Origin of the sequence: Streptomyces sp. NPDC048623, assembly GCF_040650755.1 — a bacterium.
Classification (GTDB): domain Bacteria; phylum Actinomycetota; class Actinomycetes; order Streptomycetales; family Streptomycetaceae; genus Streptomyces.
Genome location: NZ_JBEZHV010000013.1, coordinates 102,954 through 127,863 on the forward strand (window position 1 = coordinate 102,954; position 24,910 = coordinate 127,863).

Sequence of the window (24,910 nt, forward strand, 5' to 3'; positions counted from 1 at the left end):
CCGCCGTGAAGAAGACCGTCACCCGCCTCGCCGACGGGCGCGAGCTCATCTACTTCGACCACGCCGCACCCGCGAGCGGGGCGCGCACCGCCGTCGACTCCCGCCCCCTCGACCCCCTCGACCCCGTCGTCTCCGCCTCCGAGATCCGCCACGACCCGCTGCTCGGCGAGCCCGTCGCCATCGCCTCCCACCGGCAGGGCCGCATCTACCACCCGCCCGCCGACAGCTGCCCGCTCTGCCCGTCCACCGGGGCCTGGCACAGCGAGATCCCGGCCGCCGACTACCAGGTCGCCGTCTTCGAGAACCGCTTCCCGTCCCTGTCCGGCGCCGACGGGCGCTGCGAGGTGGTCTGCTTCACCTCCGACCACGGCGCCTCCTTCGCCGGGCTGAGCGAGGAGCGCGCCGCGCTCGTGCTCGCCGCCTGGACCGACCGCACCGCCGAGCTGTCCGCCCGCCCCGGCGTCGCGCAGGTCTACTGCTTCGAGAACCGCGGCGCCGAGATCGGCGTCACCCTCGCCCACCCCCACGGGCAGATCTACGCCTTCCCCTTCACCACCCCGCGCACCGCCACGATGCTCCGCAGCGCCACCGCCCACCGCGCCCGCACCGGCCGCAACCTCTTCGAGGACGTGCTCGCCGAGGAGCGGGCGGGCGAGCGGGTGGTGCTCGCCGGGGAGCACTGGACCGCCTATGTGCCGTACGCCGCGCGCTGGCCGTACGAGGTGCATCTGCAGCCGCACCGGCGGACCGCCGACCTCACCGGGCTCGACGCGGCGGCCCGCGCCGAGTTCCCGGCCGTCTATCTGGAGCTGCTCCGCCGCTTCGACCGGCTCTTCGGCCCGGACGCGCCCCCGACCCCGTACATCTCCGCCTGGCACCAGGCGCCGGTCACCGGCGCGGGCCGCGAGGAGTTCGCGCTGCACCTGGAGCTTTTCACCGTCCGGCGGGCCCCTGGCAAGCTGAAGTACCTCGCGGGCACCGAATCCGGCATGGGCGCGTTCATGAACGACGTGTCGCCGGAGTCGGCGGCCGACAGACTCCGAGAGGTGGCAGGCGGTTGAGCACATACCTGGTGACGGGCGGGGCCGGCTATGTGGGCAGCACGGTCGCGGCCCACCTCCTTGAGGCGGGGCACGAGGTCACCGTCCTCGACGACCTGTCCACCGGCTTCCGCGCGGCCGTGCCCGCCGGCGCTGAGTTCATCGAGGGGCGCATCCAGGACGCCGCGAAGTGGCTCGACGCGTCCTTCGACGGGGTGCTGCACTTCGCCGCCTTCTCGCAGGTCGGCGAGTCCGTCGCCAGGCCGGAGAAGTACTGGGACAACAACGTCGGCGGCACCATGGCGCTGATCGCCGCCATGCGCGAGTCCGGGGTGCGCAGGCTGGTCTTCTCCTCCACCGCCGCCACCTACGGCGAGCCGGAGACCGTGCCGATCACCGAGTCCGCGCCCACCGCGCCGACCAGCCCGTACGGCGCGTCCAAGCTGGCCGTCGACCACATGATCGGCGGCGAGTGCGCCGCCCACGGTCTGGCCGCCGTCTCGCTGCGCTACTTCAACGTGGCCGGCGCCTACAAGGAGTGCGGCGAGCGCCACGACCCCGAGTCGCACCTCATCCCGCTGGTTCTCCAGGTCGCCCTGGGGAAGCGGGCCGCGATCAACGTCTACGGCGACGACTACCCGACCCCGGACGGCACCTGCGTCCGCGACTACATCCATGTCGCCGACCTCGCCGAGGCCCACCTGGCCGCGCTCGACGCGATGACCGCCGGTGAGCACCTGATCTGCAACCTCGGCAACGGCAGCGGCTTCTCCGTCCGCGAGGTCGTCGAGACCGTCCGCGAGGTCACCGGCCACCCGGTGCCCGAGGTCATGGCCGAGCGCCGGCCCGGCGACCCGGCCGTGCTCGTGGCCTCCGCCGACACCGCCCGCGAGCGGCTCGGCTGGACCCCGTCCCGCCCGGATCTGGCGGCCATCGTCGAGGACGCGTGGGCGTTCGCACGGAAGAAGGAGCAGGAGAGGGCATGACCAGTGCGGTCGGGGCGGGCGTCGCCGCGGAGTTCCAGGAGCTGTACGGGGCCGCGCCCGAGGGGGTCTGGGCCGCGCCCGGACGGGTCAACCTGATCGGTGAGTACACCGACTTCAACGAGGGCCTCGTGCTCCCGCTGGCCCTGCCGCACACCGCCGTGGCCGCGGTGTCCCGGCGCGACGACGGGCTGCTGCGGCTGCACTCCCGCGACGTGCCCGGCGGGGTCGTACGGCTCGATGTCGCCGCTCTCGCGCCGGGCACGGGCACCGGCTGGGCCGCCTACCCGGCCGGCGTGGTGTGGGCGCTGCGCGAGGCCGGGCACCCGGTGGGCGGCGCGGACCTGCACCTCGCGTCCACCGTGCCGACCGGGGCGGGCCTGTCCTCCTCGGCGGCCCTGGAGGTCGTCACGGCGCTCGCCCTGAACGAGCTGTACGGGCTCGGCCTGACCCGCCCCGAACTGGCCCGGCTCGCCCAGCGCGCCGAGAACGGCTTCGTCGGCGTGCCCTGCGGGGTGATGGACCAGATGGCCTCCGCCTGCGCCGCCGAGGGCCACGCCCTGTATCTCGACACCCGCGACCTGTCGTACCGGCAGGTGCCCTTCGACCTCGCCGGGCACGGCCTGCGGCTGCTCGTCGTCGACACCCGGGTCGAGCACGCCCTCGGGGACGGCGCGTACGCGGAGCGGCGCGCCGGCTGCGAGGCCGGCGCGCGGGCGCTCGGCGTACGCGCGCTGCGTGACGTGGAGGTCGCGCATCTGCCCGAAGCCCTCGGGCGTCTGAGCGACGGAACGGTTCGCCGGTATGTACGGCATGTGGTCACCGACAACGAACGGGTGGCCCGCACGATCGCGCTGCTCGACGCCGGCGACCCGCGCGCGGCCGGCCCGCTGCTCGTCGAGGGCCATGCCTCGCTCCGCGACGATCTGCGGGTGTCCTGCCCGGAGCTGGACCTCGCGGTCGAGTCGGCGGTCGCGGCCGGTGCGCTGGGTGCGCGGATGACGGGGGGCGGGTTCGGGGGGGCCGCGGTGGTGCTGGTCGAGGAGGCGGATGCCGAGGCGGTGGCCGGCGCGGTGACGAAGGCGTTCGCGGCGGCGGGGTTCGCCGAGCCCAGGGTGTTCGCCGCGGTTGCGGCGGCCGGTGCGCGTCGGCTTCGGTGACGCGGGGGCCGCTCCCGCGCGTGTCGCGCGTGCGGGTGGAGTTCCGCGATTTTCCCGCGGGGTGCGAGGGGCGCCCCTAGTCTGGTCGCAGTGCCGGTGGGGGCCGGTGCTGATCAGGGGTATCGAGACCCGCCGGGTACGGCGCCCGGGGCGGGGTAACTGTCCTGGCACGGCGGCGGCCGTGCGACGGACGGCCCGCGCCCCGGCGCCGTACCCGCGCCGGGACCGTTCCTCGACCAGTTGGGGGTGTCCGTGGCCCGTATCCGGGTTCTGGTGGTGGACGACCACCGTGTCTTCGCAGAGTCGCTGGCCGCCGCACTCGCGGCGGAGCCCGATGTCGAGGTCGCCGCGGCGGGCAGCGGTCCCGCCGCGCTGCGCTGCCTGGACCGGGCGGCCGCGGAGGGACGGCGGTTCGACGTGATGCTCGTCGACGCCGATCTGGGCTCGGGCGACGGGATCGAGCTGGTCGGGCAGCTCCGGGAGGGCCGGCCGGGGCTGCGTGGTGTCGTGCTCGCCGAGAGGGACGACGCCCGCCGTGCGGCGCACGCCCTGCAGGCCGGGGCCTGGGGCTGGGTGGCCAAGGACTCCTCGCTCCAGCGGCTGCTCGCGGTCGTGCGGGGGGTGCTCAGGGACGAGACGCATCTGCCGCCGGCGCTGCTCACCGGCGTGCTGCGGGAGCTGACCGAGGCCCGCCGGCACCGTACGGAGAGCGAGCGGCTCGTGGAGTCGCTGACCCCGAGGGAACGGGAAGTACTGCGGTGCATGGTGGCGGGGCTGGGCAGGAAGGCCGTCGCCGAGCGCCTTTTCCTGTCGCCCCATACGGTGCGGACGCATATGCAGAACGTCCTCGGAAAGCTGGGCGTGCACTCGACGCTCGCCGCGGTGGCGCTGGCCCGGCGGGCCGGGGTCGACCCGGCGGAGGACCCGGAGCCGGCCGGTGTGCCGGGACCCGCCCTAGCCGGGGACGTTGTCGAACGGGGCGGTCAACTGGCGTAGCAGGTCGGCCAGTTCGCCGCGCTGGGGGCCGGTGAGGCGGCCCAGGATGGCGCGCTCCTGGCTGAGCAGTCCGGCGAGCGCCTGGTCGGCGCGGTCGCGGCCCTCCGGGGTGAGGCGGACGAGCACGCCGCGCCGGTCGCTGGGGTCGGGCAGCCGCTCGACCAGGCCCTTCTTGGCGAGCCGGTCGATGCGGTTGGTCATGGTGCCCGAGGTGACCAGGGTCTGGGTGAGCAGCTGGCCGGGGGAGAGCTGATAGGGCGCGCCGGCCCGGCGCAGCGACGTCAGGACGTCGAACTCCCAGGGCTCCAGCTGGTGCTCGGAGAACGCGAGTCGACGAGCGCGGTCGAGGTGGCGGGCCAGGCGTGAGACGCGGCTGAGCACCTCGAGCGGTTCCACGTCGAGGTCCGGGCGCTCGCGGCGCCATGCAGCGACCAATCGGTCGACCTCGTCCTCCATGACGATCAGTGTAGAGGGTCTGTCGATGTAAAGCCTCTTGAGATCGAGTTTCTTTATGGCGAGTATCTTGATGTCGAGATATAGTCTTCTTGACTATGGGGAAGGGACCGGGCCGGAACTCCGTTCCGTTTCGGCAACTCGTTCCAGCAAGGGGGCTTCGAACATGCATTCCGTGGACTCCGCCGCACCGACGTGGGACCCACAGCAGTACCTGCGGCACTCGGGACACCGCACCCGGCCGTTCCTCGATCTGCTCGCACGAATACCGCGGCTGCCGAACCACGACCGCCCCGCCCGCATCGCCGACCTGGGCTGCGGGCCGGGCAATGTCACCGTCCTGCTCGCCGACCGCTGGCCCGACGCGCACATCACCGGCTTCGACCTCTCGCCGGAGATGCTGGAGCGCGCGGAGAAGGACTGGGCGGGCACCACCGCGGGGGGCGGCTGGCTCGACTTCCGGGCCGCCGACGCGGCGCACTGGACGCCCGACGAGCCGTACGACCTGATCGTCTCCAACGCCGCCCTGCAGTGGGTGCCCAACCACCCCGAGTCCTTCGCCGTCTGGCTCGACGGCCTGCGGCCCGGCGGCACCTTCGCCTTCCAGGTGCCCGGCAACTTCACCGCGCCCAGCCACGCCCTGCTCGGCGAACTGTGCGAGAGCCCCGAGTGGCGCGACCGCGTCGGCGACCAGGGCCGGCGTTACGTCCACATCCTCGACCCCGTCGACTACCTGCAGCGGCTCTCGGACCTCGGCTGCGAGACGGACGTCTGGGAGACCACGTACCTCCAGATGCTGCCGGGCGAGGACCCCGTCCTCGACTGGGTGAAGGGCACCGCCCTGCGCCCCGTCCTCACCGCCCTGGGCGACGACCAGGAGGCCGTCGATGCCTTCCTCGCCCAGTACCGCGACCGCCTGCGCGAGGCCTACCCGCGGGGCCCGCACGGCACCGCGTTCCCGTTCCGAAGGATCTTCGCCGTCGCGAGAAAGGCCGCCTGATGTCCTTAGCCGCCGTCGACCACGTCCGGCTCGCCGCCCCGGCCGGCAGCGAGGACCTCCTGCGGGCGTCCTGCGCGAGCGCCCTCGGCGGGACCGGGATCCCCGAGCCCCCTGCCCCGATCCCCAAACCCCCCGGGCTCGCGGCCCGCGACGGCTGCTGACACGGGGGCGGGGCGCCGCACGCGGCGCCCCGCCCCCGTCATCACCGGCTCGCGCGGGTCAGCTCTTGCGGTGTCCTATCAGGCGCGGCTTCTGTTCCAGGCCGTCCAGGCCGTGCCAGGCGAGGTTCACCAGATGGGCCGCGACCTCGGCCTTCTTCGGCTTGCGGACGTCGAGCCACCACTGGCCGGTCAGGGCCACGCTGCCGACCAGGGCCTGGGCGTAGAGGGGGGCCAGCTTGGGGTCGAAGCCGCGGGCCTTGAACTCCAGGCCCAGGATGTCCTCGACCTGGGTGGCGATGTCGCTGATCAGCGACGCGAACGTGCCGGTGGACTGGGCGACCGGCGAGTCGCGGACCAGGATCCGGAAGCCGTCCGTGTAGCGCTCGATGTAGTCGAGCAGCGCGAACGCGGCCTGCTCCAGGAGCTCACGCGGATGGCCCGCGGTCAGCGCGCCCGTCACCATGTCCAGGAGCTGGCGCATCTCCCGGTCCACCACGACCGCGTACAGGCCCTCCTTGCCGCCGAAGTGCTCGTACACCACCGGCTTGGAGACCCCGGCCTTCGCCGCGATCTCCTCCACCGACGTGCCCTCGAAGCCCTTCTCCGCGAACAGCGTGCGACCGATGTCGAGGAGCTGCTCGCGCCGCTCGGCGCCCGTCATCCTCACCCGGCGCCCACCGCGCCGGGGCTTCTGCTCGCCCGCGCCGCTCACACTGCCCGGACTGCCCGTACTGCCTGCACTGCCGTCGATCGCCACGTCTTCCATCATGCCGCGTCGGCGGGCGCACTCTGGCGCCGGGCGTCGATCCGGTCCCGGCCCGGCCAGCGCACGTCGTACGCCCAGCCCGCCAGCTCGAACCAGCGGATCAGCCGCGCGCTGGAGTCCAGCTGCCCCCGCAGCACCCCGTGCCGCGCCGACGTCTGGTCCGCGTGGTGCAGGTTGTGCCAGGACTCGCCGCAGGACAGCACCGCCAGCCACCACACGTTGCCCGAGCGGTCACGCGACTTGAACGGGCGCTTGCCCACCGCGTGACAGATCGAGTTGATCGACCACGTCACGTGGTGCAGCAGCGCCACCCGCACCAGCGAGCCCCAGAAGAACGCCGTGAACGCGCCCCACCAGGACATCGTCACCAGACCGCCCACCAGCGGCGGGACCGCGAGCGACACCACCGTCCACAGCACGAACTGCCGCGAGATCGTCCGGATCGCCGGGTCCTTGATCAGATCCGGCGCGTACTTGTGCTGCGGCGTCTGCTCCTCGTCGAACATCCATCCGATGTGCGCCCACCACAGCCCCTTGAGCAGCGCCGGGACCGTCTCGCCGTACTTCCACGGCGAATGCGGGTCGCCCTCCACGTCCGAGAACTTGTGGTGCTTGCGGTGGTCCGCCACCCACCGCACCAGCGGACCCTCCACCGCGAGCGACCCCATGATCGCCAGCGCGATCCGCAGCGGACGCCGCGCCTTGAACGAGCCGTGCGTGAAATAGCGGTGGAAGCCGATCGTGATCCCGTGGCAGCCGATGAAGTACATCGCCGTCATCAGCCCCAGATCCAGCCAGCTCACCCCCCACCCCCACGCCATCGGCACCGCCGCGACCAGGGCGAGGAACGGCACCGTGATGAACAGCAGCAGCGTGATCTGCTCGATCGAACGCTTGTTGTCCCCGCCGAGCGTGGCGGAGGGCAGGTCCTGAGCAGTGAGGTCCCGGGGCTCCGAGGTCACCTCGGGGCTGCTTGTGGTCATGGGTGTCCCCTGGGGGTGAGGGTGAGGGAGAAGAACGAGCGGTACGTACGAAAAGGAGCCCTTGGCTACGGTCCCGTAACCTACGGCGTCGTAAGTATGGCAGCGCCGCGGCGCGCGGCAAGAGTGCCCAGGGCGGGGCGTGGCCCGTGCCGCGGGAACCGGCACCTATCCTGGGTGCGTCGGACAGCGCGGTCCGCAAGCCTCCAGTACCCCTCCAGACGTGCTCAAACACTGCAAGGAGCCGCACCTGTGAGCAGTGCCGACCAGACTCCCACCGCCAGCGCCGAGCTGCGCTCCGACATCCGCCGACTGGGCGACCTCCTCGGCGAGACGCTCGTCCGCCAGGAGGGCCCGGAGCTCCTGGAACTCGTCGAGAAGGTCCGCCGCCTCACCCGCGAGGACGGCGAGGCCGCCGCCGAGCTGCTGCGCGGAGTCGAGCTGGAGACCGCCGCCCGCCTCGTGCGCGCGTTCTCCACCTACTTCCACCTCGCCAACGTCACCGAGCAGGTGCACCGCGGCCGCGAGCTGCGCGAGAAGCGCGCCGCCGAGGGCGGCAGCCTCGCCCGCACCGCCGACATGCTCAAGGACGGCGACCCCGCCCACGTACGCGAGACGATCAAGCACCTCAACGTACGGCCGGTGTTCACCGCCCACCCCACCGAGGCCGCCCGCCGCTCCGTCCTCAACAAGCTGCGCCGCATCGGCGCGCTCCTGGAGACCCCGGTCACCGCCTCCGACCGGCGCCGCGTCGACCTCCGGCTCGCCGAGAACATCGACCTCGTCTGGCAGACCGACGAACTCCGCGTCGTCCGCCCCGAGCCCGCCGACGAGGCCCGCAACGCCATCTACTACCTCGACGAACTGCACGCCGAGGCCGTCGGCGACGTCCTGGAGGACCTCGCCGCCGAGCTGGAGCGCGTCGGCTTCGAACTCCCCGCCGGCACCCGCCCGCTCACCTTCGGCACCTGGATCGGCGGCGACCGCGACGGCAACCCCAACGTCACCCCGCAGGTCACCTGGGACGTCCTGATCCTCCAGCACGAGCACGGCATCACCGACGCCCTCGAACTCGTCGACTCCCTGCGCGGCCTCCTCTCCAACTCCATCCGCTACGCCGGCGCCACGCAGGAACTTCTGGAGTCCCTCCAGGCCGACCTGGAACGGCTGCCCGAGATCAGCCCCCGCTACAAGCGCCTCAACGCCGAGGAGCCGTACCGGCTCAAGGTCACCTGCGTCCGCCAGAAGCTCCTCAACACCCGCGAGCGCCTCGCGAACGGCACCCCCCACCAGGACGGCCGCGACTACCTCGGCACCGCCGAGCTCCTCCGCGACCTCACCCTGATCCAGACCTCCCTGCGCGCCCACCGCGGCGGCCTCTTCGCCGACGGCCGGATGGACCGCACCATCCGCACCCTCGCCGCCTTCGGCCTCCAGCTCGCCACCATGGACGTACGCGAGCACGCCGACGCCCACCACCACGCCCTCGGCCAGCTCTTCGACCGGCTCGGCGAGGAGTCCTGGCGCTACGCCGACATGCCCCGCGAGTACCGGCAGAAGCTGCTCGCCAAGGAACTCCGCTCCCGCCGCCCGCTCGCCCCGACCCCGGCCCCGCTCGACGCCGCCGGCGAGAAGACCCTCGGCGTCTTCCAGACCGTGAAGCGGGCCCTGGAGGTCTTCGGGCCCGAGGTCATCGAGTCGTACATCATCTCGATGTGCCAGGGCGCCGACGACGTCTTCGCCGCCGCCGTCCTCGCCCGCGAGGCCGGCCTCGTCGACCTGCACGCCGGCTGGGCCAAGATCGGCATCGTGCCGCTCCTGGAGACCACCGACGAGCTGCGCGCCGCCGACGTCATCCTCAACGACATGCTCGCCGACCCCTCCTACCGGCGCCTCGTCTCGCTGCGCGGCGACGTCCAGGAGGTCATGCTCGGCTACTCCGACTCCTCCAAGTTCGGCGGCATCACGACCTCGCAGTGGGAGATCCACCGCGCCCAGCGCCGCCTGCGCGACGTCGCCCACCGCTACGGCGTACGGCTCCGGCTCTTCCACGGCCGCGGCGGCACCGTCGGCCGCGGCGGCGGCCCCTCGCACGACGCGATCCTCGCCCAGCCCTGGGGCACCCTGGAGGGCGAGATCAAGGTGACCGAGCAGGGCGAGGTCATCTCCGACAAGTACCTCATCCCGTCCCTGGCCCGCGAGAACCTCGAACTCACCGTCGCGGCCACCCTCCAGGCCTCCGCCCTGCACACCGCGCCGCGCCAGTCCGACGACGCCCTGGCCCGCTGGGACGCGGCCATGGACACCGTCTCGGAGGCTGCCCACACCGCGTACCGCAAGCTCGTCGAGGACCCCGGCCTGCCGGCGTACTTCCTCGCCTCCACCCCCGTCGACCAGCTCGCCGACCTGCACCTCGGCTCGCGCCCCTCGCGCCGCCCCGGCTCCGGCGTCTCCCTCGACGGACTCCGCGCCATCCCCTGGGTGTTCGGCTGGACCCAGTCCCGCCAGATCGTCCCCGGCTGGTACGGCGTGGGCTCGGGCCTCAAGGCCCTGCGCGAGGCCGGCCTCGACGCCGTCCTCGGCGAGATGTACGAGCGCTGGCACTTCTTCCGCAACTTCCTCTCCAACGTGGAGATGACGCTGGCCAAGACGGACCTGCGGATCGCCCGCCACTACGTCGACACGCTCGTCCCGGACGAGCTCAAGCACGTCTTCGCCGACATCGAGGCCGAGCACGCGCTCACCGTCGCGGAGGTCCTCAAGGTGACGGGCGGCGAGCGCCTGCTCGACTCCAACCCGGTCCTCCAGCAGACCTTCGCCATCCGCGACGCCTACCTGGACCCGATCTCCTACCTCCAGGTGGCCCTGCTGTCCCGTCAGCGCACGGCCGCCGAACGCGGCGAGGAGCCCGACCCGCTGCTCTCGCGGGCCCTGCTGCTCACGGTCAACGGTGTGGCGGCGGGCCTGCGCAACACCGGCTGATCTGCTGATCCGCGTTCGACACGACAGTGCCCCCACGGGATCCCCGTGGGGGCACTGCCATGACGGCGCCTGTGCGTGAGGCGTGACGTCAGTGCTGCTGGGCCTTGCGACGGCGGGTCACCAGGAACGCACCGGCGGCCGCGAGGGCCACGGCGACACCGGCGATGATGCCGACGGGGGCGCTGGAGCCGGTCTCGGCGAGGTCACCCTCGGCGCCCGCGGAGCTGGAGGAGCTCGGCGTCGGCTGGCCGCCGGCGGCACCGCTCTCCGAGGCGGACGGGGAGACGGAGGAGCTCGGGGACTCCGACGTCGACGGGGAGACCGAGGAGCTCGGGGACTCCGACGTCGACGGGGTGCCGGACGGCGTGCCCGAGGGGGTGCCGGACGGGGTCGGCTTCACGGTCGCCGGGCAGGTGTGGGACAGGTTGAACCAGCCCTGGTCGACCTCGCCCGAGACCTCGGCCACGGCCGAGGTCAGCTTCGCGCCCGGCGCCGACGCCACGTAGGCGTGGTCGTCCTTCGGCGGCCCGAACTTGGTGATGACGATGGGGGCGCCGTTGTCGAAGGTCACGGTCAGCTTGGTGAACACCACCCCATTACCGGGGATGACGAAGTGCCAGCCGTCCTGGTCGGACGGAATGGTCGGGCAGTCGCCGTCCTTGCCGAAGTCGGCGGCGCTGATCGGAGTGGGCTGGTGCAGCGGCAGGGTCACCGGGCTGTCGGTCGCCGAGGCGCTGGGTGCCAGCACGAGGGAGCCCGCCATGGCCGCGACAAGCGCGCCGGCGGGAATGAGGGATCGTCGCATGTGCAGTCGTCCATCTGGTGAGGGATGAGAGATGCCGTGGGAGGTGGCGGGGGCAGCCTATCCATCGCTCCAAGTCACCCTAAACCCAAGGGACGATAACGATTCTGGGGGAACCGGCAGCAGCGTCCGATAACAACTACAACGCGAAGAACGCCCCCAGCAACAGCACCGCCCCCACCCCCGCCACCGACCACCCCGTCCGCACCAGCCGCATCCCGCCGCCGATCAGCGGTGCCGCGAGCAACAGCGCGCCGCCCAGCGGCAGCCACGCGTGGAGGCCGCCGCCCCAGCCCGTACGGACCGCCTCGTCCGTGCCCGGCTTGAGGACCACCGTCAGCGTCTGGCCCTTCTCCGCCGCCACCGTGTGCGCGATCGTCGCCGTGCGCCGCTGCGAGGCGGCCGGGTCGGCCGGGTCGGCCGGGTCGTCCGGCACGTAACGCCCGCTGCACGTCTCCTCGTTGCAGCCGGTCACGGTCAGCACACCGTGCTCGCGCCCCTTCGACAGCAGGACATGCTGTGCCGTCTCCCAGGACGTCCAGGCGCCGGCGACGACGAGCAGCAGGGCGACGAGGGCCATGGCGGCGTTACGGGCGTGGGTCATGACCCGCGATCGTACAGTCGTACGTTCCGAAGAGGGGGCCTACGCGTTGTACGCGGACTGCGCGCGCTCCAGGCCCTCCGCGACCAGGCACTCCACCGCGTCCGCCGCCCGGTCCACGAAGTAGTCGAGCTCCTTGCGCTCGGTCGACGAGAAGTCCTTCAGGACGAAGTCCGCGACCTGCATCCGGCCCGGCGGTCGGCCGATGCCGAACCGCAGCCGGTGGTAGTCCGCGCCCATCGACTTCGTCATCGACTTCAGACCGTTGTGCCCGTTGTCGCCGCCGCCGATCTTCAGACGCAGCACGCCGTAGTCGATGTCGAGCTCGTCGTGGATCGCCACGATGTGCGCCGTCGGCACCTTGTAGAAGTCGCGCAGCGCCGTCACCGGGCCGCCCGACAGGTTCATGTACGACATCGGCTTCGCAAGCACCACGCGGCGGTTGGCCGGCCCGGGCGGGCCCATGCGGCCCTCCACGACCTGCGCCTGCGCCTTGCCCGCGCGCTTGAACTTGCCGCCGATCCGGTCGGCGAGCAGGTCCGCGACCATGAAGCCCACGTTGTGCCGGTTGCCCGCGTACTCCGGGCCCGGGTTGCCGAGGCCGACGATCAGCCAGGGGGCGTTCGCGTCGTCCGTCATCTGCGTCTCGTCTCCTCGTATCCGTGCCTGTGTGCCTGTGTGCCTGTGTGCCCGTGTGCCTGTGTGGACAGACGGAAACGGGGTGGCGGGCCGTGGCCCGTCACCCCGTCGCGTCAAGCAGAGCCTACGGCTCAGGCCTCGGCGCCCTCGGCGGCCTCGGTCTCGCCCTCGGCGGCCGGCTCCTCGGCCTGCGCGGCCAGGACCTGCAGGACGACGGCGTCGCCCTCGGTCACCAGGGTCACGCCGGCCGGCAGGACGATGTCCTGGGCCAGGACGGAGGCACCGGCCTCCAGGCCCTCCACGGAGACCGTGAAGGACTCGGGCAGGTGGGTGGCCTCGGCCTCGACCGAGAGGGTGTTCAGGACGTGCTCGAGCAGGTTGCCACCGGCGGCCAGCTCGCCCTCGGCGACGACCGGAACCTCGACGGTGACCTTCTCGCCGCGCTTCACGAGAAGCAGGTCGATGTGCTCCAGGAAGCCCTTCACGGCGTCGCGCTGGACGGCCTTCGGGATGGCCAGCTCGGAGCCCTTGCCCTCGATGTCCAGGGACAGCAGGACGTTCGGGGTACGCAGCGCCATGCCGGTCTCGTGGGTCGGCAGGGCCAGGTGGATCGGGTCCGAGCCGTGGCCGTACAGGACGGCGGGAACCTGGGCGGCGCGACGCAGCTGGCGGGCGGCGCCCTTGCCGAACGTGGTGCGGACGGACGCGGTGAGCTTCACCTCGGACATGTGCACTCCTCGTGTGTGCGGTGACGGATGCGACTGTCACCCGGCCCGACTGGCGTGGGCCTGCTACGAAGAGCGCGTCGATAACGGACCGCCGGAACCGTGCGTACGCCGTACGCGCGTCCGGCCTCCCTCGCCGAGCAACCACGACAGTCTAGCGGCCCGCCCACCCGGGCCCAAATGGATCACCGTGGAGCAACGGCGAAGGGCCGCCTCCCCCAGGGGGAAGCGGCCCTCACGTGCTCAGGATGCTCAGTGCTCCTCGAACAGGCTCGTCACCGAGCCGTCCTCGAAGACCTCGCGGACCGCGCGGGCGATCGTCGGGGCGATCGAGAGAACCGTGATCTTGTCCAGCTCCAGGGAGCTGGGGTCGGGCAGCGTGTCCGTGAAGACGAACTCGCTCACCTTGGAGTTCTTCAGACGGTCCGCGGCCGGGCCGGACAGGATGCCGTGCGTGGCCGTGACGATGACGTCCTCCGCACCGTGCGCGAACAGGGCGTCCGCCGCGGCGCAGATGGTGCCGGCGGTGTCGACCATGTCGTCCACCAGGACACAGACGCGACCCTTGACGTCACCGACGACCTCGTGGACGGTCACCTGGTTGGCGACGTCCTTGTCACGGCGCTTGTGGACGATCGCCAGCGGCGCGTCCAGACGGTCGCACCAGCGGTCGGCGACACGCACGCGGCCGGCGTCCGGGGACACGATCGTGAGCTTCGAGCGGTCGACCTTGGCGCCCACGTAGTCCGCGAGGACCGGCAGGGCCGAGAGGTGGTCCACCGGGCCGTCGAAGAAGCCCTGGATCTGGTCCGTGTGCAGGTCCACGGTCAGGATCCGGTCCGCACCCGCCGTCTTCAGCAGATCGGCGACCAGACGGGCCGAGATCGGCTCACGGCCGCGGTGCTTCTTGTCCTGACGGGCGTAGCCGTACGACGGAACGATCACGGTGATGCTCCGGGCCGAGGCCCGCTTCAGCGCATCGATCATGATCAGCTGTTCCATGATCCACTTGTTGATCGGAGCCGTGTGGCTCTGGATCAGGAAGCAGTCCGCGCCGCGCGCGGACTCCTGGAAGCGGACGTAGATCTCACCGTTGGCGAAGTCGAACGCCTTGGTCGGAACAATCCCGACACCCAGCTGGTGCGCGACCTCCTCGGCCAGCTCGGGGTGGGCGCGGCCGGAGAAGAGCATCAGCTTCTTCTCGCCGGTCGTCTTGATCCCGGTCACAGCACTGTCTCCTCGACGGTTTCTCTGGCCGCGGATCCCCGCGCTCCCGTGCGCGCGTGCGAGCCAGCCGAATTTGTGTGCACGTATCACGGTACGCCGAGTTCGGCGTAGCCGTTTCCGATCAGTTCTCGCCCTCGGGCTTCTCGGTGACCGCCGAAGCGGCCTGCGCGGCCGCGCTTCCCGGCCGCTTCCGGGCCACCCAACCCTCGATATTCCGCTGCTGGCCACGGGCGACGGCCAGTGCGCCGGCCGGCACATCCTTGGTGATGACGGACCCGGCGGCGGTGTAGGCACCGTCCCCGATCGTGACAGGAGCCACAAACATGTTGTCCGAACCCGTCTTGCAGTGAGACCCCACGGTCGTGTGGTGCTTGGTCTCACCGTCGTAGTTCACGAAGACACTCGCCGCACCGATATTGGTGTACTCGCCGATGGTCGCGTCGCCGACATACGACAGATGGGGGACCTTCGTGCCCTCACCGATGACGGCGGCCTTCATCTCGACGTACGTACCCGCCTTGGCCTTCGCGCCGAGCTTCGTCCCCGGACGCAGATACGCGTACGGGCCCACCGAGGCGCCCTCGCCGACGACGGCGGTGTCGGCGACCGTGTTGTCCACGCGGGCGCCGCGCGCCACCGTCGTGTCCTTCAGGCGCGTGTTCGGGCCCACGACCGCGTCCTCCGCGATGTGCGTCGCGCCGAGGAGGAGGGTGTTCGGCAGTACGGTCGCGTCCGCCTCGAACGTCACCGTCACGTCCACGAACGTCGACGCCGGGTCGACGACCGTCACGCCCGCGAGCATCGCCCGCTCCAGCAGGCGCGCGTTCAGCAGGGCGCGGGCCTCGGACAGCTGCACCCGGTTGTTGATCCCCAGGATCTCCCGGTGATCGGCGGCCACGGAGGCGCCCACCCGGTGCCCGGCCTCACGCAGGATCGACAGCACGTCCGTCAGGTACTCCTCGCCCTGACTGTTGTCCGTCCGCACCTTGCCGAGCGCGTCCGCGAGCAGCACGCCGTCGAACGCGAAGACGCCGGAGTTGATCTCCTTGATCGCCCGCTGCGCGTCCGTGGCGTCCTTGTGCTCCACGATCTCGGTCACGGCGCCCGACGCCGGGTCGCGCACGATCCGCCCGTAACCGGTCGAGTCCGGCACCTCGGCGGTCAGCACGGTCACGGCGTTGCCGTCCGCGGCGTGCGTGCCGGCCAGGGCCCGCAGCGTCTCGCCGGACAGCAGCGGCGTGTCACCGCACACCACGACCACGGTCCCCTCGGGCGTCCGCCCCAGCTCCCGCAGCGCCATCCGCACCGCGTGCCCGGTCCCGTTCTGCTCCTCCTGCACGGCGGTCCGCGTCCCCGCGTAGCGCTCGTCCAGGTGCCCCTTCACCTGCTCCCGCGCATGCCCGACGACCACGACCAGGTCCTCGGGCTCCAGCTCACGGGCGGCGGACACGACATGCCCGACGAGCGAACGCCCGGCGATCTCGTGCAGAACCTTGGGAGTCTTCGACTTCATGCGGGTGCCCTCACCCGCTGCGAGGACGACGACGGCGGCCGGGCGGTTGGCGCTCACGGGGATGCCCTTCGGCTTCGGGTGCTGGACCACCGAAGGATACCGGGGGGTACCGAGCGGGGAACGAGGAAGGGCCCCGACCTGGGAGGTCGGGGCCCCAACGCAAGGCTCCCGGAGAAGGATTCGAACCCTCATTCAATGGACCAAAACCATTTGTCCTGCCCTTAGACGATCCGGGAATACCGCTTTGCCCGAATTTCTCGGACCTCGCGGAGGCAGCCCCTACTATGCCGCACCGGGCTCCCCCGACGCGACGGTACAGGCCCAGGTTCGGCGAACACCGACCGCTGCGTGCCCCGTCACGGGCGGCGCACCGCGGCACCGCAGGGGCGGGAAAATCGGTGGCCCTCGCCCGTAGGGTGGAAGGCATGACCACAACGGGGGCAGACCGGGACGCGGCGGGCGCGGGGAGTGGCCGGCGGGGCTGGTGGTGGTGGGGGAGACGGCGCAGCGCGGTGCTCGATGTCTCGCTGGCCGTGGTGTCGGCGCTGGAGTGCGGGCTCGAAGGGGTCGGGTTCGCCGAGAAGGCGGCGCTGCCGGTGCCGGTGGGGGTGCTGTTCGGGCTGGTCGTCGGGGCCGTGCTGCTCGTACGGCGGCGGTGGCCGATCACCGTGGTGCTGGTCTCGATCGCGATCACGCCCGCCGAGATGGGCTTCCTCATGGGCCTGGTCGGCCTGTACTCGCTGGCCGCCTCCGAGGTGCCGCGGCGGTTCACGGTGGGGCTCGCCGGGATGTCGACGGCCGCCGTGTACATCGTGACCGTGCTCCGGACACAGCAGGACGTCGCGCAGGCGGACGCCGGGCAGCCGGACTTCGATCCGAGCGGCTGGTACGTGCCGCTCATGTCGCTGCTCCTCACCCTGGGGCTCAACGCCCCGCCCCTCCTCCTCGGCCTCTACATAGGGGCGCGGCGGCGGCTCATGGAGTCGCTGCGGGAGCGCGCCGACAGCCTGGAGCAGGAGCTGTCGCTGCTCGCCGACCGTGCCGAGCAGCGTGCGCAGTGGGCGCGGCAGGAGGAGCGGACGCGGATCGCGCGCGAGATGCACGACGTGGTGGCGCACCGGGTGTCGCTGATGGTGGTGCACGCGGCGGCGCTGCAGGCGGTGGCGTTGAAGGATCCGCAGAAGGCCGTGAAGAACGCGGCGCTGGTCGGGGACATGGGCCGGCAGGCGCTGACGGAGCTGCGCGAGATGCTCGGGGTGCTGCGCGAGGAGGCGCCCGCCGCGCCCGCGGCCTCCGTCGCGGCGCCGCTCGCCGCCGTCGGCCGTGCCGCCGCCGCGGCGGCCGAGGCGGCCGCGCAGGACGGCGACGGTGCGGGCGGGCCCTGTCTGGACGCGCTCCCGGATCTGGTCGAGCAGTCCCGGCAGGCCGGTGCGGTCGTGGAGTTCGTGGTGATGGGCGAGGCCCGCGCGTACGGCGCCGAGGTCGAGCAGACGGCGTACCGCGTGGTGCAGGAGGCGTTGACGAACGTCCACAAGCACGCGGCCGGTGCCGAGGTCGTGGTGCGGCTCGCGCACCGCGAGGCCGAGGTTGCCGTGCAGGTGGAGAACGGTCCATCGGACGCCGCCGCGGCGGACGCGCATCTGCCGAGCGGCGGCAACGGGCTCGTGGGGATGCGGGAGCGGGTGACCCGGCTCGGCGGTGTGTTCGTGTCCGGGCCGACGGACGCGGGCGGTTTCCGCGTGAGCGCGGTGCTGCCGGTGATGGAAAGTACGGAGGACGCCGGGGGTGTCGGCGCCGCCGAGGGGACCGGGGCGGCCGGGGCGGCCGGGGTCGTACGGCAGCGGCTCGCCTAGCCGCGCCCCGCGCCCCTCTCCGTAGCCCCGACCTGGAGCCGGAACCCGTAGCCCCGGCCCCCGGACCCGTAGCCGGAACCCCGGCCCGGAACACGTAACCCGGACCCGTAGCCCCTGGCCCGTAGCCCCGACCCGGAACCCGTAGCCCCGCCCGTGACCCCGAGGCCGTCAGTCGCCCGTCACCAGCCGCGTCGGCAGCGTCCCCGTGACCAGCGTCCCCAGCGCCGCGTCGATGTCCCGGCCCAGGTACCAGTCCCCGGTGTGGTCGACGCTGTACACCCGTCCCTCCATGTCCATCGCGAGGACGGCCCGCTGTTCGCTGTCGTCCCCCTCCTCGCCCAGCGGCGCCAGCTCCGTGCCGAGCGCGCGGCCGAGGTCGCCGAGCGTGCGGGCGAGGTGGAGGCCGGCGAGCGGGTCGAAGCGGACGGTGGCGGGGGCTATCTGCCGCCCGTGGCCGGGCGCGGTGATCCGCAGGCCGCCGAACTCGGCCCAGGCCTCGACGACGGCGGGGAACACGGCGTGCCGGTCGCCGCCGGGCGAGACATGGCCGCGCAGGGTGTCGGCCCACTGTTCGGCGAGCTTCATGTCCCACCGGCCGGGCTGCCAGCCGGCTTCGCGCAGTGCGGCGTCGACGTTGACGGGGAATCGGGTGCTGCTGAGATCGGGCATGGGATGGCGGTCAGCTGTTCTAGGCGGTGGTGGCGGTGGTGGCGGTCGGGTCGACCGTACGGACTCCGAAGTGCGCGAGCATCGCGGTGCAGGAGCGGCACGGCGCGGCGTAGCTGCCGTGCAGCGGGTCGCCGTCCTCGCGGATGCGGCGGGCGGTGAGCTTGGCGTACTTCAGGGAGCGGCGGGCCTCGCTGTGGGTGAGCGGCTTGCGCTGGGCGCGCTTGGAACGGGTGCCCTCGGCGGCGGTGAGATGCCGGGACAGCAGGATGGCCTCGGGGCAGCGCCCGGTGAAGCGTTCGCGCTGGCCGCTGGTGAGCGTGTCGAGGAAGTCCTGGACGAGCGGGTGGAGCGTGGGCGCCGTCTCGCCGCGGGAGGCGGTACAGGTGAGGGTCGTCTCGCCGCGGACGGAGAGGGCGGCGCCGACGGTGGGCAGGATGCCGTCGCGGCGGTGACGCAGTAAGGGGGCGCGGTGGGTGTCCGCGTCATGGCCCCAGTTGAGGCGTGGGTCACCCTGCGTGGGCGCTGGTGCTGATGTGGTGCTTGCGTGCATGGTGCTGGTCTTCCCCTCCTGCAATCCCCCGAGTTGCGTGAACAGCCTGCCAAACACGCTGCCCGATGGGGAAGCTGGGGCGCGGAAACGTCCTTTCGGTGTGTCGCGATCATGGTGCGGCTGTCATGCCGTCGTGACACTTGGTCACCGTGCGGCACCGATCCGGCACTGATCCGGCGCTGATCCGGGGTGGGTTACGGGCAGGAGCGGGGGAGGACCGGTCCGGGGCCGGGGCGGGCCGGGTCGGCAGTCACGGGCAGCGCTTAGGCTGTGCGGACCAGCCAGGAAAACCAGAAGCAGCCACGCAGTAGCAGGCACAGCCACTCAGGGGGCAACCGCCATGACGACAGGTCGGCTCGGCCAGCACATCGCGCCGCCGCCGAACGCGGCGTACGCCGGGCAGGTCGTGCACTTCCCGGACCCGGTCCGGGCCTCCCGTCATCCGAGAGGGGTGCGGGTGGACGAGCGCGGCTATCCGGACTTCTCCCCGTACGCGCGTGCGGCGGCGGAGATCGCCGATCCGCCGGAGGGTTTCGGCGTCGACGAGCTGCGTCTGACGGACTACGTGTCGGCGAACGCGGCGCTCGCCGCGACCGGCCACGAGCTGTGGGACACGATCCCGGCGGTGGCGACGCCGCACGGCTGGACGTGGCACCACGTGGCGGGCACCCGGCGGCTCGAACTCGTCCCGGTCGAGGTGAAGGCGCTGCTGCGGCACCACGGCGGGGTCGCGACGGCCCAGGGCGTGGACCAGGCCAAGCGCGGCACGCGGCCGCTGCAGGAGACCCGGCCGGTGCACTTCGGGCTGCCGAAGCGCGCGGCCGCGGTGTCGGAGCAGCAGGTGCAGGGCGTGGAGGAGGACCTGGGCTACCGGCTGCCGGGGGCGTACCGCGCGTTCCTGAAGGCGGCGGGCGGCTGCGCCCCGGTGGGCACGGCGCTCGACGCGGAGCTGGGACTGCTCGTGGACCAGCCGTTCTTCACGCTGCGCGAGGAGGCGGGGATCAACGACCTGGTCTACGTCAACAAGTGCCTGCGCGACCATCTGACGAAGGACTATCTGGGCGTCGCGTTCGTGCAGGGCGGTCTGCTCGCGGTGAAGGTACGGGGCGAGGCGACCGGTTCGGTGTGGTTCTGCCCGTACGACGACGCCCGCGACGGCGGCGAGTTGGCGGCCGCGTGGACGGTGAACGAGCGGGTGGAGCGCCTGTTGCTGCCCTGCGGCGCGGATTTCGACGCGTTCCTGCTGCGGCTCGCGGGCAGTCCGCCGGAGCTGGAGACGGTGGCGAACCTGATGGTGGACGGCGGCTTCGCGCGCGCCGTGCCCGTGGTCCCGGTGGGGGAGTGAACTGGCTGTGGTGACGTTCGCGCAGGCGCAGGAGCGCGCCGAGGAGTGGATCAACGGCGATGTGCCGGCGTATCTGCACCGAGAGGTGCGGGTACGGGAGTTCGGGCTCGGTTTCGTGGTCTGGGCGGAGGACCGGGAGGAGGCGCCGACCCCGGACGGGGGCCGGCAGCGCCTGGTCATCGCGCGGGACAGCGGCGAGGCGACGCTCTGGCCGGGACTGCCGGTGGGTGAGGTGATCCGCCGTTACGAGGAGGAGTACGGCGCCGCCGCGCAGGCGGCCGCCCCGGTGCCGGCCCCGTCGGCCCGGATCGACCTGAACCAGACGTCCTTCCTGCTGAGCCCGCCGGAGTGGCTCCAGGAGGCCGCGGACAAGATCGGCCTGCCGCCGGTGGAGTCGAACGTGTCGCAGGCGTCGGCGGACGCGTCACCGGAGGGCGCGTCGCCGACCCCGGCGGCGGGTCTGCCGACGGGGTCGGCGGGTGGGCCGGGTGCGCCCGGTGCCGCTCCGGCGGGTGCGGTGCCGGCCGGGCCGGGCGCTGGTGCCGCGTCGGCCGGGCCGTCGACGCCGGCGGCGGGTGTGCCGGGTGAGGCGCCGGCCGGGCCGGGTGCGCCGGGTGCCGCTCCGGCGGGTGCGGTGCCGACCGGGCCGGGTGCTGGTGCCGCGTCGGCCGGGCCGTCGACGCCGGTGGCGGGTGTGCCGGGCGGGGCGCCGAGCGTGCCGTCGGCCGCTGCTGCGACCGCTGGGCCGGCTGGGGCGCCAGGTGTGCCGGGTGCGGCACCGGCCGGGCCGGGTGCCGGTGCGGCGCCGGGCATGCCGTCGGCTGCCGCCGCGGCCGACGGATCCGCTGGGGTGCCGGGTGGCGGGGCGCCTGCGGGCGCGGCGCAGACCGGGCCGTCGGCGGGTGCCGGGGCGCCGGGCGGCGCGTCCGGTTCTCCGTCGACCCCGGCGGCTGGCCAGCCGACCGGGCCGTCGGCTGTCACGCCGGGTTCTTCGTCGTCGACGCCGGCGGCGGGTGCCGCCGCGGGGACGACTCCTGCGTCGGCGACCCCTGCGGCAGGGGTTTCGACCGGGACGCCGGCTGCCGCCGGGCCGGACGCCGGGCCCGGTTCATCGTCGTCGTCCACGCCGCTGGCCGGCGCCGAGCCGACCGGGGCAGCGCCGGGTTCCGCGTCGCCGACCCCGGAGGCCGGTCAGCCGGGTGCCGGCGCGGGGACCGCTGCGCCGCTGGCCGGCGCCGCCGCTGGACCGAACGCCGGGCCGGTGCCTTCTTCGTCGATGCCGACGACGGGCCTGCCGACCGGGGCGCCGCCCGCCGCCTCCGCGGCTCCCGCGTCGGCCACGTCCGAGGAGGCCTCGGACGCGGTCGCGCCCGCCTGGCCGGGTGCTTCTTCGGCGCCCGGCTCGGCGCAGACCGCCGGGCAGCCCGCCCCCGCCTCGCCTGCTGCGCCCGTCGGCGCCACGCCGCCCGCCGCGTCCGCGGCTCCGGCGTCGGCTCCGTCCGAGGAGGCCTCGGACGCGGTCGCGCCCGCGTGGCCGGGTGCTTCTTCGGCGCCCGGTACGCCCCCCGCCCCCATCCCCCCGCAGAGCCAGAGCCCCTGGGCCGACGCCAACGCGAGTGCGGGCGGGGCCGACGGGGCCGTACCGCTGCCGGCGACGGTGTTCGCGCCGCCGCTTTCGGGGGCGGATGACGAGGATGCGCCGCGGCCCGTGGTGGGTGCGGACGCGCCGACCGCGCTGATGAAGGGCGGGAGCGCGCTGCCGGCGACCGCCATCGCGCCGCGCCTGAACGCGGACGGCACCTTCGGCCAGGGCGGCCAGGTCGCCCCGCCCTCGCAGCCGCCGGGGCCCCCGCCCGGGCCCGCCGGTGCGGCGGACATCGCCGATGCCGCGACGAGCAAGGCCACGCCGCCGCCCGGCGGTTACGTGCGCACCCAGCTGGTGTCGCAGCTGCCCGACGGCCCGCCGGCGCCGCCCGGTCCGCCGACCCCGCCGCCGGCCGTGCACCACGCGGCGACGATGCTGGCGCACCCCGATCAGATGGGTCCGGGCGGTCCGGGTACGCCGCCGCCTCCGCCCCCGCCGCCGGGTGTTCCGGGTGGCGGTGGCGGTACGCCTCCGGGCGGGGTCTCGCACGCGGCGACGATGCTGGCGCACCCTGACCAGATGGGTCCGGGCGGTCCGGGTACGCCGCCGCCCCCGCCCCCGCCGCCGGGTGTCCCGGGCGGTGGTGGCGGTACGCCTCCGGGCGGTATCGCGCATGCCGCGACGATGCTGGCGCAGCCGAGCCAGATGGGTGGTCAGGCCGGGCCGCCCCCGCCGCCGGGACCGGCGCCCGCGCCGCTCGCGCAGCAGGGCCCCGGTCCGCAGCAGGGCCCCGGCCCCGGTGGCGCGTACGGCTACCCCCAGCCGGGCATGCCGGCCGGTGTGCCGACCGTCGGCCCCGGCTACCAGGCCGTGCTGCGCTACCGCGCGCCCGACGGTTCGGAGCAGCAGCTCATCCGCCGCTCCGCGCCGGGCACCCCGCACCCCGAGTGGCAGATCCTGCACGAGCTGCGCGCCATGAACGTGCCGCCGCAGCAAGTGCTGGAACTGCACACGGAGTTGGAGTCCTGCGAGCTGCCGGGCGGTTACTGCGCCCGGATGATCCGGGAGACCTGGCCGCAGGCGCGGATCACCAACATCGCGCCGTACGGCCGGGATCACGCCGGACGCCAGCAGGGCATGCGGCAACTGCTCACCCACCAGGGCGAGTTGCACCAGGTCGCGGACGGCCCGGCGCGGCCCGCGCCGGTGCGGGCGCCGCTGCCGCAGGTGCAGCCGGCGCCGCCGCTGCCGCCGGACGGCGTGGCGCAGGAGCTGGCCGGGGCGTTCGGCCCGGGCATCCTGCGCTTCGACCAGCGCGCGGTGTCGCGGCAGGGCGTGCCGGAGCTGGTGGCGGTGACGCTCGTGTGGGCGGGCCTGCCGGCCGACTTCGGTCCGTTCTTCTGGGCGCAGCCGGCGATGCCGGTGGTGCCGACGCTCGCGGAGCTGGCGGCGCAGCGGCAGGTGCAGCCGGCGCCGGACGCGAGCTCGTACCTGGTGCTCGGTTCGGACTTCGGCCGGGCGATCTGTGTCCAGTACGGGACGGCGAACATCGTGGCCGTACCGGTGGAGGCCGGTCCTGGTGGGCAGTCGGTGCCGCCGCAGTTCGTGAACACCGGGCTTCCGGAGTTCGTGCGCTGTCTGGCGCTGCTCGGGCGCATGTGGCGGCTGCGGTTCGGGCTCAACCCGGAGCAGGCGGGCCGCTGGACGACCGATTTCCAGGCGCAGCTGGCGATGCTGGACCCGGCGGCGCTGTCGTCGCCGGAGAGCTGGTGGTCGGTGCTGCTCGAACAGATGTGGGACGGCCTGCTGTAGCGAGGAGCATGGACGCAATGTGACGAAGGGCGCTCGATGTGTATCCACATCAGGCGCCTTTTGTCCGTTCTGATGCCGCATCCTTGATGTTTGAGGACATAAGGGAGTCGAAGCGTCGCGGCATCGCAGCGTCGAAGGGGCGTCAGGGATGAGTTTCTCGGTCGGATTCTCCGGAGGTTTCGGGCGCGGGCGCTGTTACCGGCCCGAGCAGGTCGACCGCTTCCTGGCCGCGCTGTCCGCCGAGTGCGACGAGGCGGGGGAGCGGGCGGCGCGGCTCAGCGTCCTGGCCGAGGAGAGGGCGGCGGAGGCGGCCCGGCTGCGCGAGACCGTCGCCGGGCTCGCCCCGCAGCGTTACGAGTCCCTGGGGGCGCGGGCCCGGAAGATCCTGGAGCTCGCGGAGGCCGAGGGCGAGACGCTGGTACGGGACGCGGAGGCCGCGGCCCAAGCGCTCGCCGAGGCGGCGGACGCGGCGGCCCGGGAGGCGGCCGAGGCGGCGGAGGCGTACGCGGAAGGGGTCCGCTCGGCGGCCGACGCGACGGCCCGCGCGACCCTGAAGGCGGCCGGCGAGCGCGCCGCGGAGCTGACCGATGCCGCCCGCCGCGACGCCGAGGAGCAGCGGGAGGAGGCCCGTACCGCCTTCGAGGCCACCGAGCGCGAGGCCGCGGAGCTGCTCGCGCGGCAGGACGAGGAGCAGACGGCGGTACGGGAGGAGGCCGAGCGCGCGGCGGCGGCCCGGCTCGCCGAGCAGCAGGCCCGCCACGCCGAGCTCGACGAACGCGCCGAGGGCGTACGGGCCGAGGCCGACCGGCACCTCGCCGGGACCCGGGAGGACGCCCGCCACCGGGAGGAGGACGCGGCGGCCCGGGCGGCGGAACTCCTGGCCGCGGCGCGCCTCGATCAGGAGCGGATCGAGCGGGCGACGGAGCGGGTGCTGCGGGAGCACGAGCGGGCCCGCGACCAGATCCATTCCCACATGGACCACATCCGCTCGTCCCTCGCGGCCCTGACGGGCCGGGTGACCGGCCCGAAGCCCGAGCCCGATCCCGGGGAGGAGACGGCGTGAAGCCT

22 protein-coding genes and 1 tRNA gene are annotated in these 24,910 nt (G+C 73.3%); 11 read left to right on the forward strand and 12 right to left on the reverse strand.

The features are described 5' to 3' along the window. The first annotated feature begins 5 nt into the window (after positions 1-5). The 4 genes from galT to AB0C73_RS20255 all read left to right on the forward strand — a co-directional run bounded on the left by galT (position 6) and on the right by AB0C73_RS20255 (position 4,179). On the forward strand, positions 6-1,061 hold the full coding sequence (gene galT, locus AB0C73_RS20240; protein WP_362531746.1) for a galactose-1-phosphate uridylyltransferase: 1,056 nt from the start codon (positions 6-8) through the stop codon (positions 1,059-1,061). Next, the gene (galE, locus tag AB0C73_RS20245; RefSeq protein ID WP_362531749.1) at positions 1,058-2,026 is read left to right on the forward strand and encodes a UDP-glucose 4-epimerase GalE; all 969 of its coding nucleotides are present in this window, start codon (positions 1,058-1,060) and stop codon (positions 2,024-2,026) included. The genes galT and galE overlap by 4 nt, the downstream gene beginning before the upstream one ends. Beyond that, entirely contained in the window at positions 2,023-3,183 is a 1,161-nt protein-coding gene (galK, locus tag AB0C73_RS20250; protein WP_362531752.1) for a galactokinase, read from the forward strand. Before galE ends, galK begins: the two co-directional genes overlap by 4 nt. Before the next feature lie 252 nt (positions 3,184-3,435). Beyond that, on the forward strand, positions 3,436-4,179 hold the full coding sequence (locus AB0C73_RS20255; RefSeq protein ID WP_362531754.1) for a response regulator transcription factor: 744 nt from the start codon (positions 3,436-3,438) through the stop codon (positions 4,177-4,179). Here AB0C73_RS20255 and AB0C73_RS20260 read toward each other — a convergent pair. After that, the gene (locus AB0C73_RS20260) at positions 4,138-4,635 is read right to left on the reverse strand and encodes a MarR family transcriptional regulator (protein WP_362531757.1); all 498 of its coding nucleotides are present in this window, start codon (positions 4,633-4,635) and stop codon (positions 4,138-4,140) included. The genes AB0C73_RS20255 and AB0C73_RS20260 overlap by 42 nt on opposite strands. A 163-nt stretch (positions 4,636-4,798) precedes the next feature. Here AB0C73_RS20260 and AB0C73_RS20265 point away from each other — a divergent pair, with 163 nt between their 5' ends. Both AB0C73_RS20265 and AB0C73_RS20270 read left to right on the forward strand, forming a co-directional pair. Continuing rightward, positions 4,799-5,632, forward strand: a complete 834-nt coding sequence (locus tag AB0C73_RS20265) for a trans-aconitate 2-methyltransferase (protein WP_362531758.1) — start codon at positions 4,799-4,801, stop codon at positions 5,630-5,632. Beyond that, the gene (locus tag AB0C73_RS20270) at positions 5,632-5,793 is read left to right on the forward strand and encodes a hypothetical protein (protein ID WP_362531761.1); all 162 of its coding nucleotides are present in this window, start codon (positions 5,632-5,634) and stop codon (positions 5,791-5,793) included. Before AB0C73_RS20265 ends, AB0C73_RS20270 begins: the two co-directional genes overlap by 1 nt. Positions 5,794-5,851: 58 nt before the next feature. On the opposite strand, the gene AB0C73_RS20275 is transcribed toward AB0C73_RS20270, so the two are convergent. Together AB0C73_RS20275 and AB0C73_RS20280 are read right to left on the reverse strand one after the other, a co-directional pair. Next, complete coding sequence (locus AB0C73_RS20275; RefSeq protein WP_362531763.1) at positions 5,852-6,562, reverse strand: TetR/AcrR family transcriptional regulator; 711 nt, start codon at positions 6,560-6,562, stop codon at positions 5,852-5,854. Beyond that, positions 6,559-7,542 carry a fatty acid desaturase gene (locus AB0C73_RS20280; protein ID WP_362531766.1) on the reverse strand — a complete coding sequence of 328 codons (984 nt, stop codon included), beginning with the start codon at positions 7,540-7,542 and terminating at the stop codon, positions 6,559-6,561. The genes AB0C73_RS20275 and AB0C73_RS20280 overlap by 4 nt, the downstream gene beginning before the upstream one ends. Before the next feature lie 249 nt (positions 7,543-7,791). On the opposite strand from AB0C73_RS20280, the gene ppc reads away from it, so the two are divergent. Beyond that, positions 7,792-10,521 carry a phosphoenolpyruvate carboxylase gene (gene ppc / locus AB0C73_RS20285; RefSeq protein WP_362531768.1) on the forward strand — a complete coding sequence of 910 codons (2,730 nt, stop codon included), beginning with the start codon at positions 7,792-7,794 and terminating at the stop codon, positions 10,519-10,521. Between the two features lie 88 nt (positions 10,522-10,609). Here the strand turns inward: ppc and AB0C73_RS20290 are convergent, their stop codons facing one another. The 7 genes from AB0C73_RS20290 to AB0C73_RS20320 all read right to left on the reverse strand — a co-directional run bounded on the left by AB0C73_RS20290 (position 10,610) and on the right by AB0C73_RS20320 (position 16,264). Next, complete coding sequence (locus tag AB0C73_RS20290; RefSeq protein WP_362531770.1) at positions 10,610-11,326, reverse strand: LPXTG cell wall anchor domain-containing protein; 717 nt, start codon at positions 11,324-11,326, stop codon at positions 10,610-10,612. 136 nt (positions 11,327-11,462) lie between these two features. After that, on the reverse strand, positions 11,463-11,927 hold the full coding sequence (locus AB0C73_RS20295) for a hypothetical protein (protein WP_362531773.1): 465 nt from the start codon (positions 11,925-11,927) through the stop codon (positions 11,463-11,465). Between the two features lie 39 nt (positions 11,928-11,966). Continuing rightward, positions 11,967-12,563: an aminoacyl-tRNA hydrolase gene (gene pth, locus AB0C73_RS20300; protein ID WP_362531776.1), complete on the reverse strand. Its 597-nt coding sequence runs from the start codon at positions 12,561-12,563 to the stop codon at positions 11,967-11,969. Positions 12,564-12,694: 131 nt separating this feature from the next. Beyond that, positions 12,695-13,291, reverse strand: coding sequence for a 50S ribosomal protein L25/general stress protein Ctc (locus tag AB0C73_RS20305; protein WP_362531779.1), 597 nt, complete (start codon positions 13,289-13,291; stop codon positions 12,695-12,697). A gap of 249 nt (positions 13,292-13,540) precedes the next feature. Next, positions 13,541-14,515 carry a ribose-phosphate diphosphokinase gene (locus AB0C73_RS20310; protein ID WP_329421212.1) on the reverse strand — a complete coding sequence of 325 codons (975 nt, stop codon included), beginning with the start codon at positions 14,513-14,515 and terminating at the stop codon, positions 13,541-13,543. Positions 14,516-14,636: 121 nt separating this feature from the next. Beyond that, positions 14,637-16,085 carry a bifunctional UDP-N-acetylglucosamine diphosphorylase/glucosamine-1-phosphate N-acetyltransferase GlmU gene (glmU, locus tag AB0C73_RS20315; protein ID WP_362531782.1) on the reverse strand — a complete coding sequence of 483 codons (1,449 nt, stop codon included), beginning with the start codon at positions 16,083-16,085 and terminating at the stop codon, positions 14,637-14,639. A gap of 108 nt (positions 16,086-16,193) precedes the next feature. Continuing rightward, a tRNA-Gln gene (locus AB0C73_RS20320) sits at positions 16,194-16,264 on the reverse strand. A gap of 189 nt (positions 16,265-16,453) precedes the next feature. Here AB0C73_RS20320 and AB0C73_RS20325 point away from each other — a divergent pair. Beyond that, positions 16,454-17,881 carry a histidine kinase gene (locus AB0C73_RS20325; RefSeq protein ID WP_362531785.1) on the forward strand — a complete coding sequence of 476 codons (1,428 nt, stop codon included), beginning with the start codon at positions 16,454-16,456 and terminating at the stop codon, positions 17,879-17,881. A gap of 168 nt (positions 17,882-18,049) precedes the next feature. On the opposite strand, the gene AB0C73_RS20330 is transcribed toward AB0C73_RS20325, so the two are convergent. Together AB0C73_RS20330 and AB0C73_RS20335 are read right to left on the reverse strand one after the other, a co-directional pair. Next, positions 18,050-18,550, reverse strand: coding sequence for an SUKH-3 domain-containing protein (locus AB0C73_RS20330; protein ID WP_362531788.1), 501 nt, complete (start codon positions 18,548-18,550; stop codon positions 18,050-18,052). A 19-nt stretch (positions 18,551-18,569) separates the two neighbouring features. Further along, the gene (locus AB0C73_RS20335; protein ID WP_362531791.1) at positions 18,570-19,100 is read right to left on the reverse strand and encodes a YwqJ-related putative deaminase; all 531 of its coding nucleotides are present in this window, start codon (positions 19,098-19,100) and stop codon (positions 18,570-18,572) included. 340 nt (positions 19,101-19,440) lie between these two features. Between AB0C73_RS20335 and AB0C73_RS20340 the strand changes: the two genes are divergently transcribed. From AB0C73_RS20340 to AB0C73_RS20350, 3 genes are all read left to right on the forward strand, one after another. Next, the gene (locus AB0C73_RS20340; protein ID WP_362531793.1) at positions 19,441-20,445 is read left to right on the forward strand and encodes an SMI1/KNR4 family protein; all 1,005 of its coding nucleotides are present in this window, start codon (positions 19,441-19,443) and stop codon (positions 20,443-20,445) included. A gap of 811 nt (positions 20,446-21,256) precedes the next feature. Then, positions 21,257-23,842 (forward strand): SUKH-4 family immunity protein, encoded by a 2,586-nt coding sequence (locus AB0C73_RS20345; RefSeq protein WP_362532051.1) that lies wholly within the window; start codon positions 21,257-21,259, stop codon positions 23,840-23,842. A gap of 148 nt (positions 23,843-23,990) precedes the next feature. Then, positions 23,991-24,905, forward strand: a complete 915-nt coding sequence (locus AB0C73_RS20350) for a cellulose-binding protein (protein ID WP_362531796.1) — start codon at positions 23,991-23,993, stop codon at positions 24,903-24,905. Positions 24,906-24,910 lie beyond the last annotated feature (5 nt).

Coding starts and splice junctions, on each gene's coding strand:
- AB0C73_RS20330 (WP_362531788.1), bottom strand. CDS start 18,550: ATGCCCGATCTCAGCAGCACCCGATTCCCCGTCAACGTCGACGCCGCA.
- galK (WP_362531752.1), top strand. CDS start 2,023: ATGACCAGTGCGGTCGGGGCGGGCGTCGCCGCGGAGTTCCAGGAGCTG.
- AB0C73_RS20325 (WP_362531785.1), top strand. CDS start 16,454: ATGACCACAACGGGGGCAGACCGGGACGCGGCGGGCGCGGGGAGTGGC.
- AB0C73_RS20260 (WP_362531757.1), bottom strand. CDS start 4,635: ATGGAGGACGAGGTCGACCGATTGGTCGCTGCATGGCGCCGCGAGCGC.
- AB0C73_RS20305 (WP_362531779.1), bottom strand. CDS start 13,291: ATGTCCGAGGTGAAGCTCACCGCGTCCGTCCGCACCACGTTCGGCAAG.
- AB0C73_RS20275 (WP_362531763.1), bottom strand. CDS start 6,562: ATGATGGAAGACGTGGCGATCGACGGCAGTGCAGGCAGTACGGGCAGT.
- AB0C73_RS20350 (WP_362531796.1), top strand. CDS start 23,991: ATGAGTTTCTCGGTCGGATTCTCCGGAGGTTTCGGGCGCGGGCGCTGT.
- AB0C73_RS20295 (WP_362531773.1), bottom strand. CDS start 11,927: ATGACCCACGCCCGTAACGCCGCCATGGCCCTCGTCGCCCTGCTGCTC.
- AB0C73_RS20265 (WP_362531758.1), top strand. CDS start 4,799: ATGCATTCCGTGGACTCCGCCGCACCGACGTGGGACCCACAGCAGTAC.
- AB0C73_RS20290 (WP_362531770.1), bottom strand. CDS start 11,326: ATGCGACGATCCCTCATTCCCGCCGGCGCGCTTGTCGCGGCCATGGCG.
- AB0C73_RS20270 (WP_362531761.1), top strand. CDS start 5,632: ATGTCCTTAGCCGCCGTCGACCACGTCCGGCTCGCCGCCCCGGCCGGC.
- pth (WP_362531776.1), bottom strand. CDS start 12,563: ATGACGGACGACGCGAACGCCCCCTGGCTGATCGTCGGCCTCGGCAAC.
- AB0C73_RS20340 (WP_362531793.1), top strand. CDS start 19,441: ATGACGACAGGTCGGCTCGGCCAGCACATCGCGCCGCCGCCGAACGCG.
- AB0C73_RS20345 (WP_362532051.1), top strand. CDS start 21,257: ATGCCGTCGGCTGCCGCCGCGGCCGACGGATCCGCTGGGGTGCCGGGT.
- AB0C73_RS20335 (WP_362531791.1), bottom strand. CDS start 19,100: ATGCACGCAAGCACCACATCAGCACCAGCGCCCACGCAGGGTGACCCA.
- AB0C73_RS20280 (WP_362531766.1), bottom strand. CDS start 7,542: ATGACCACAAGCAGCCCCGAGGTGACCTCGGAGCCCCGGGACCTCACT.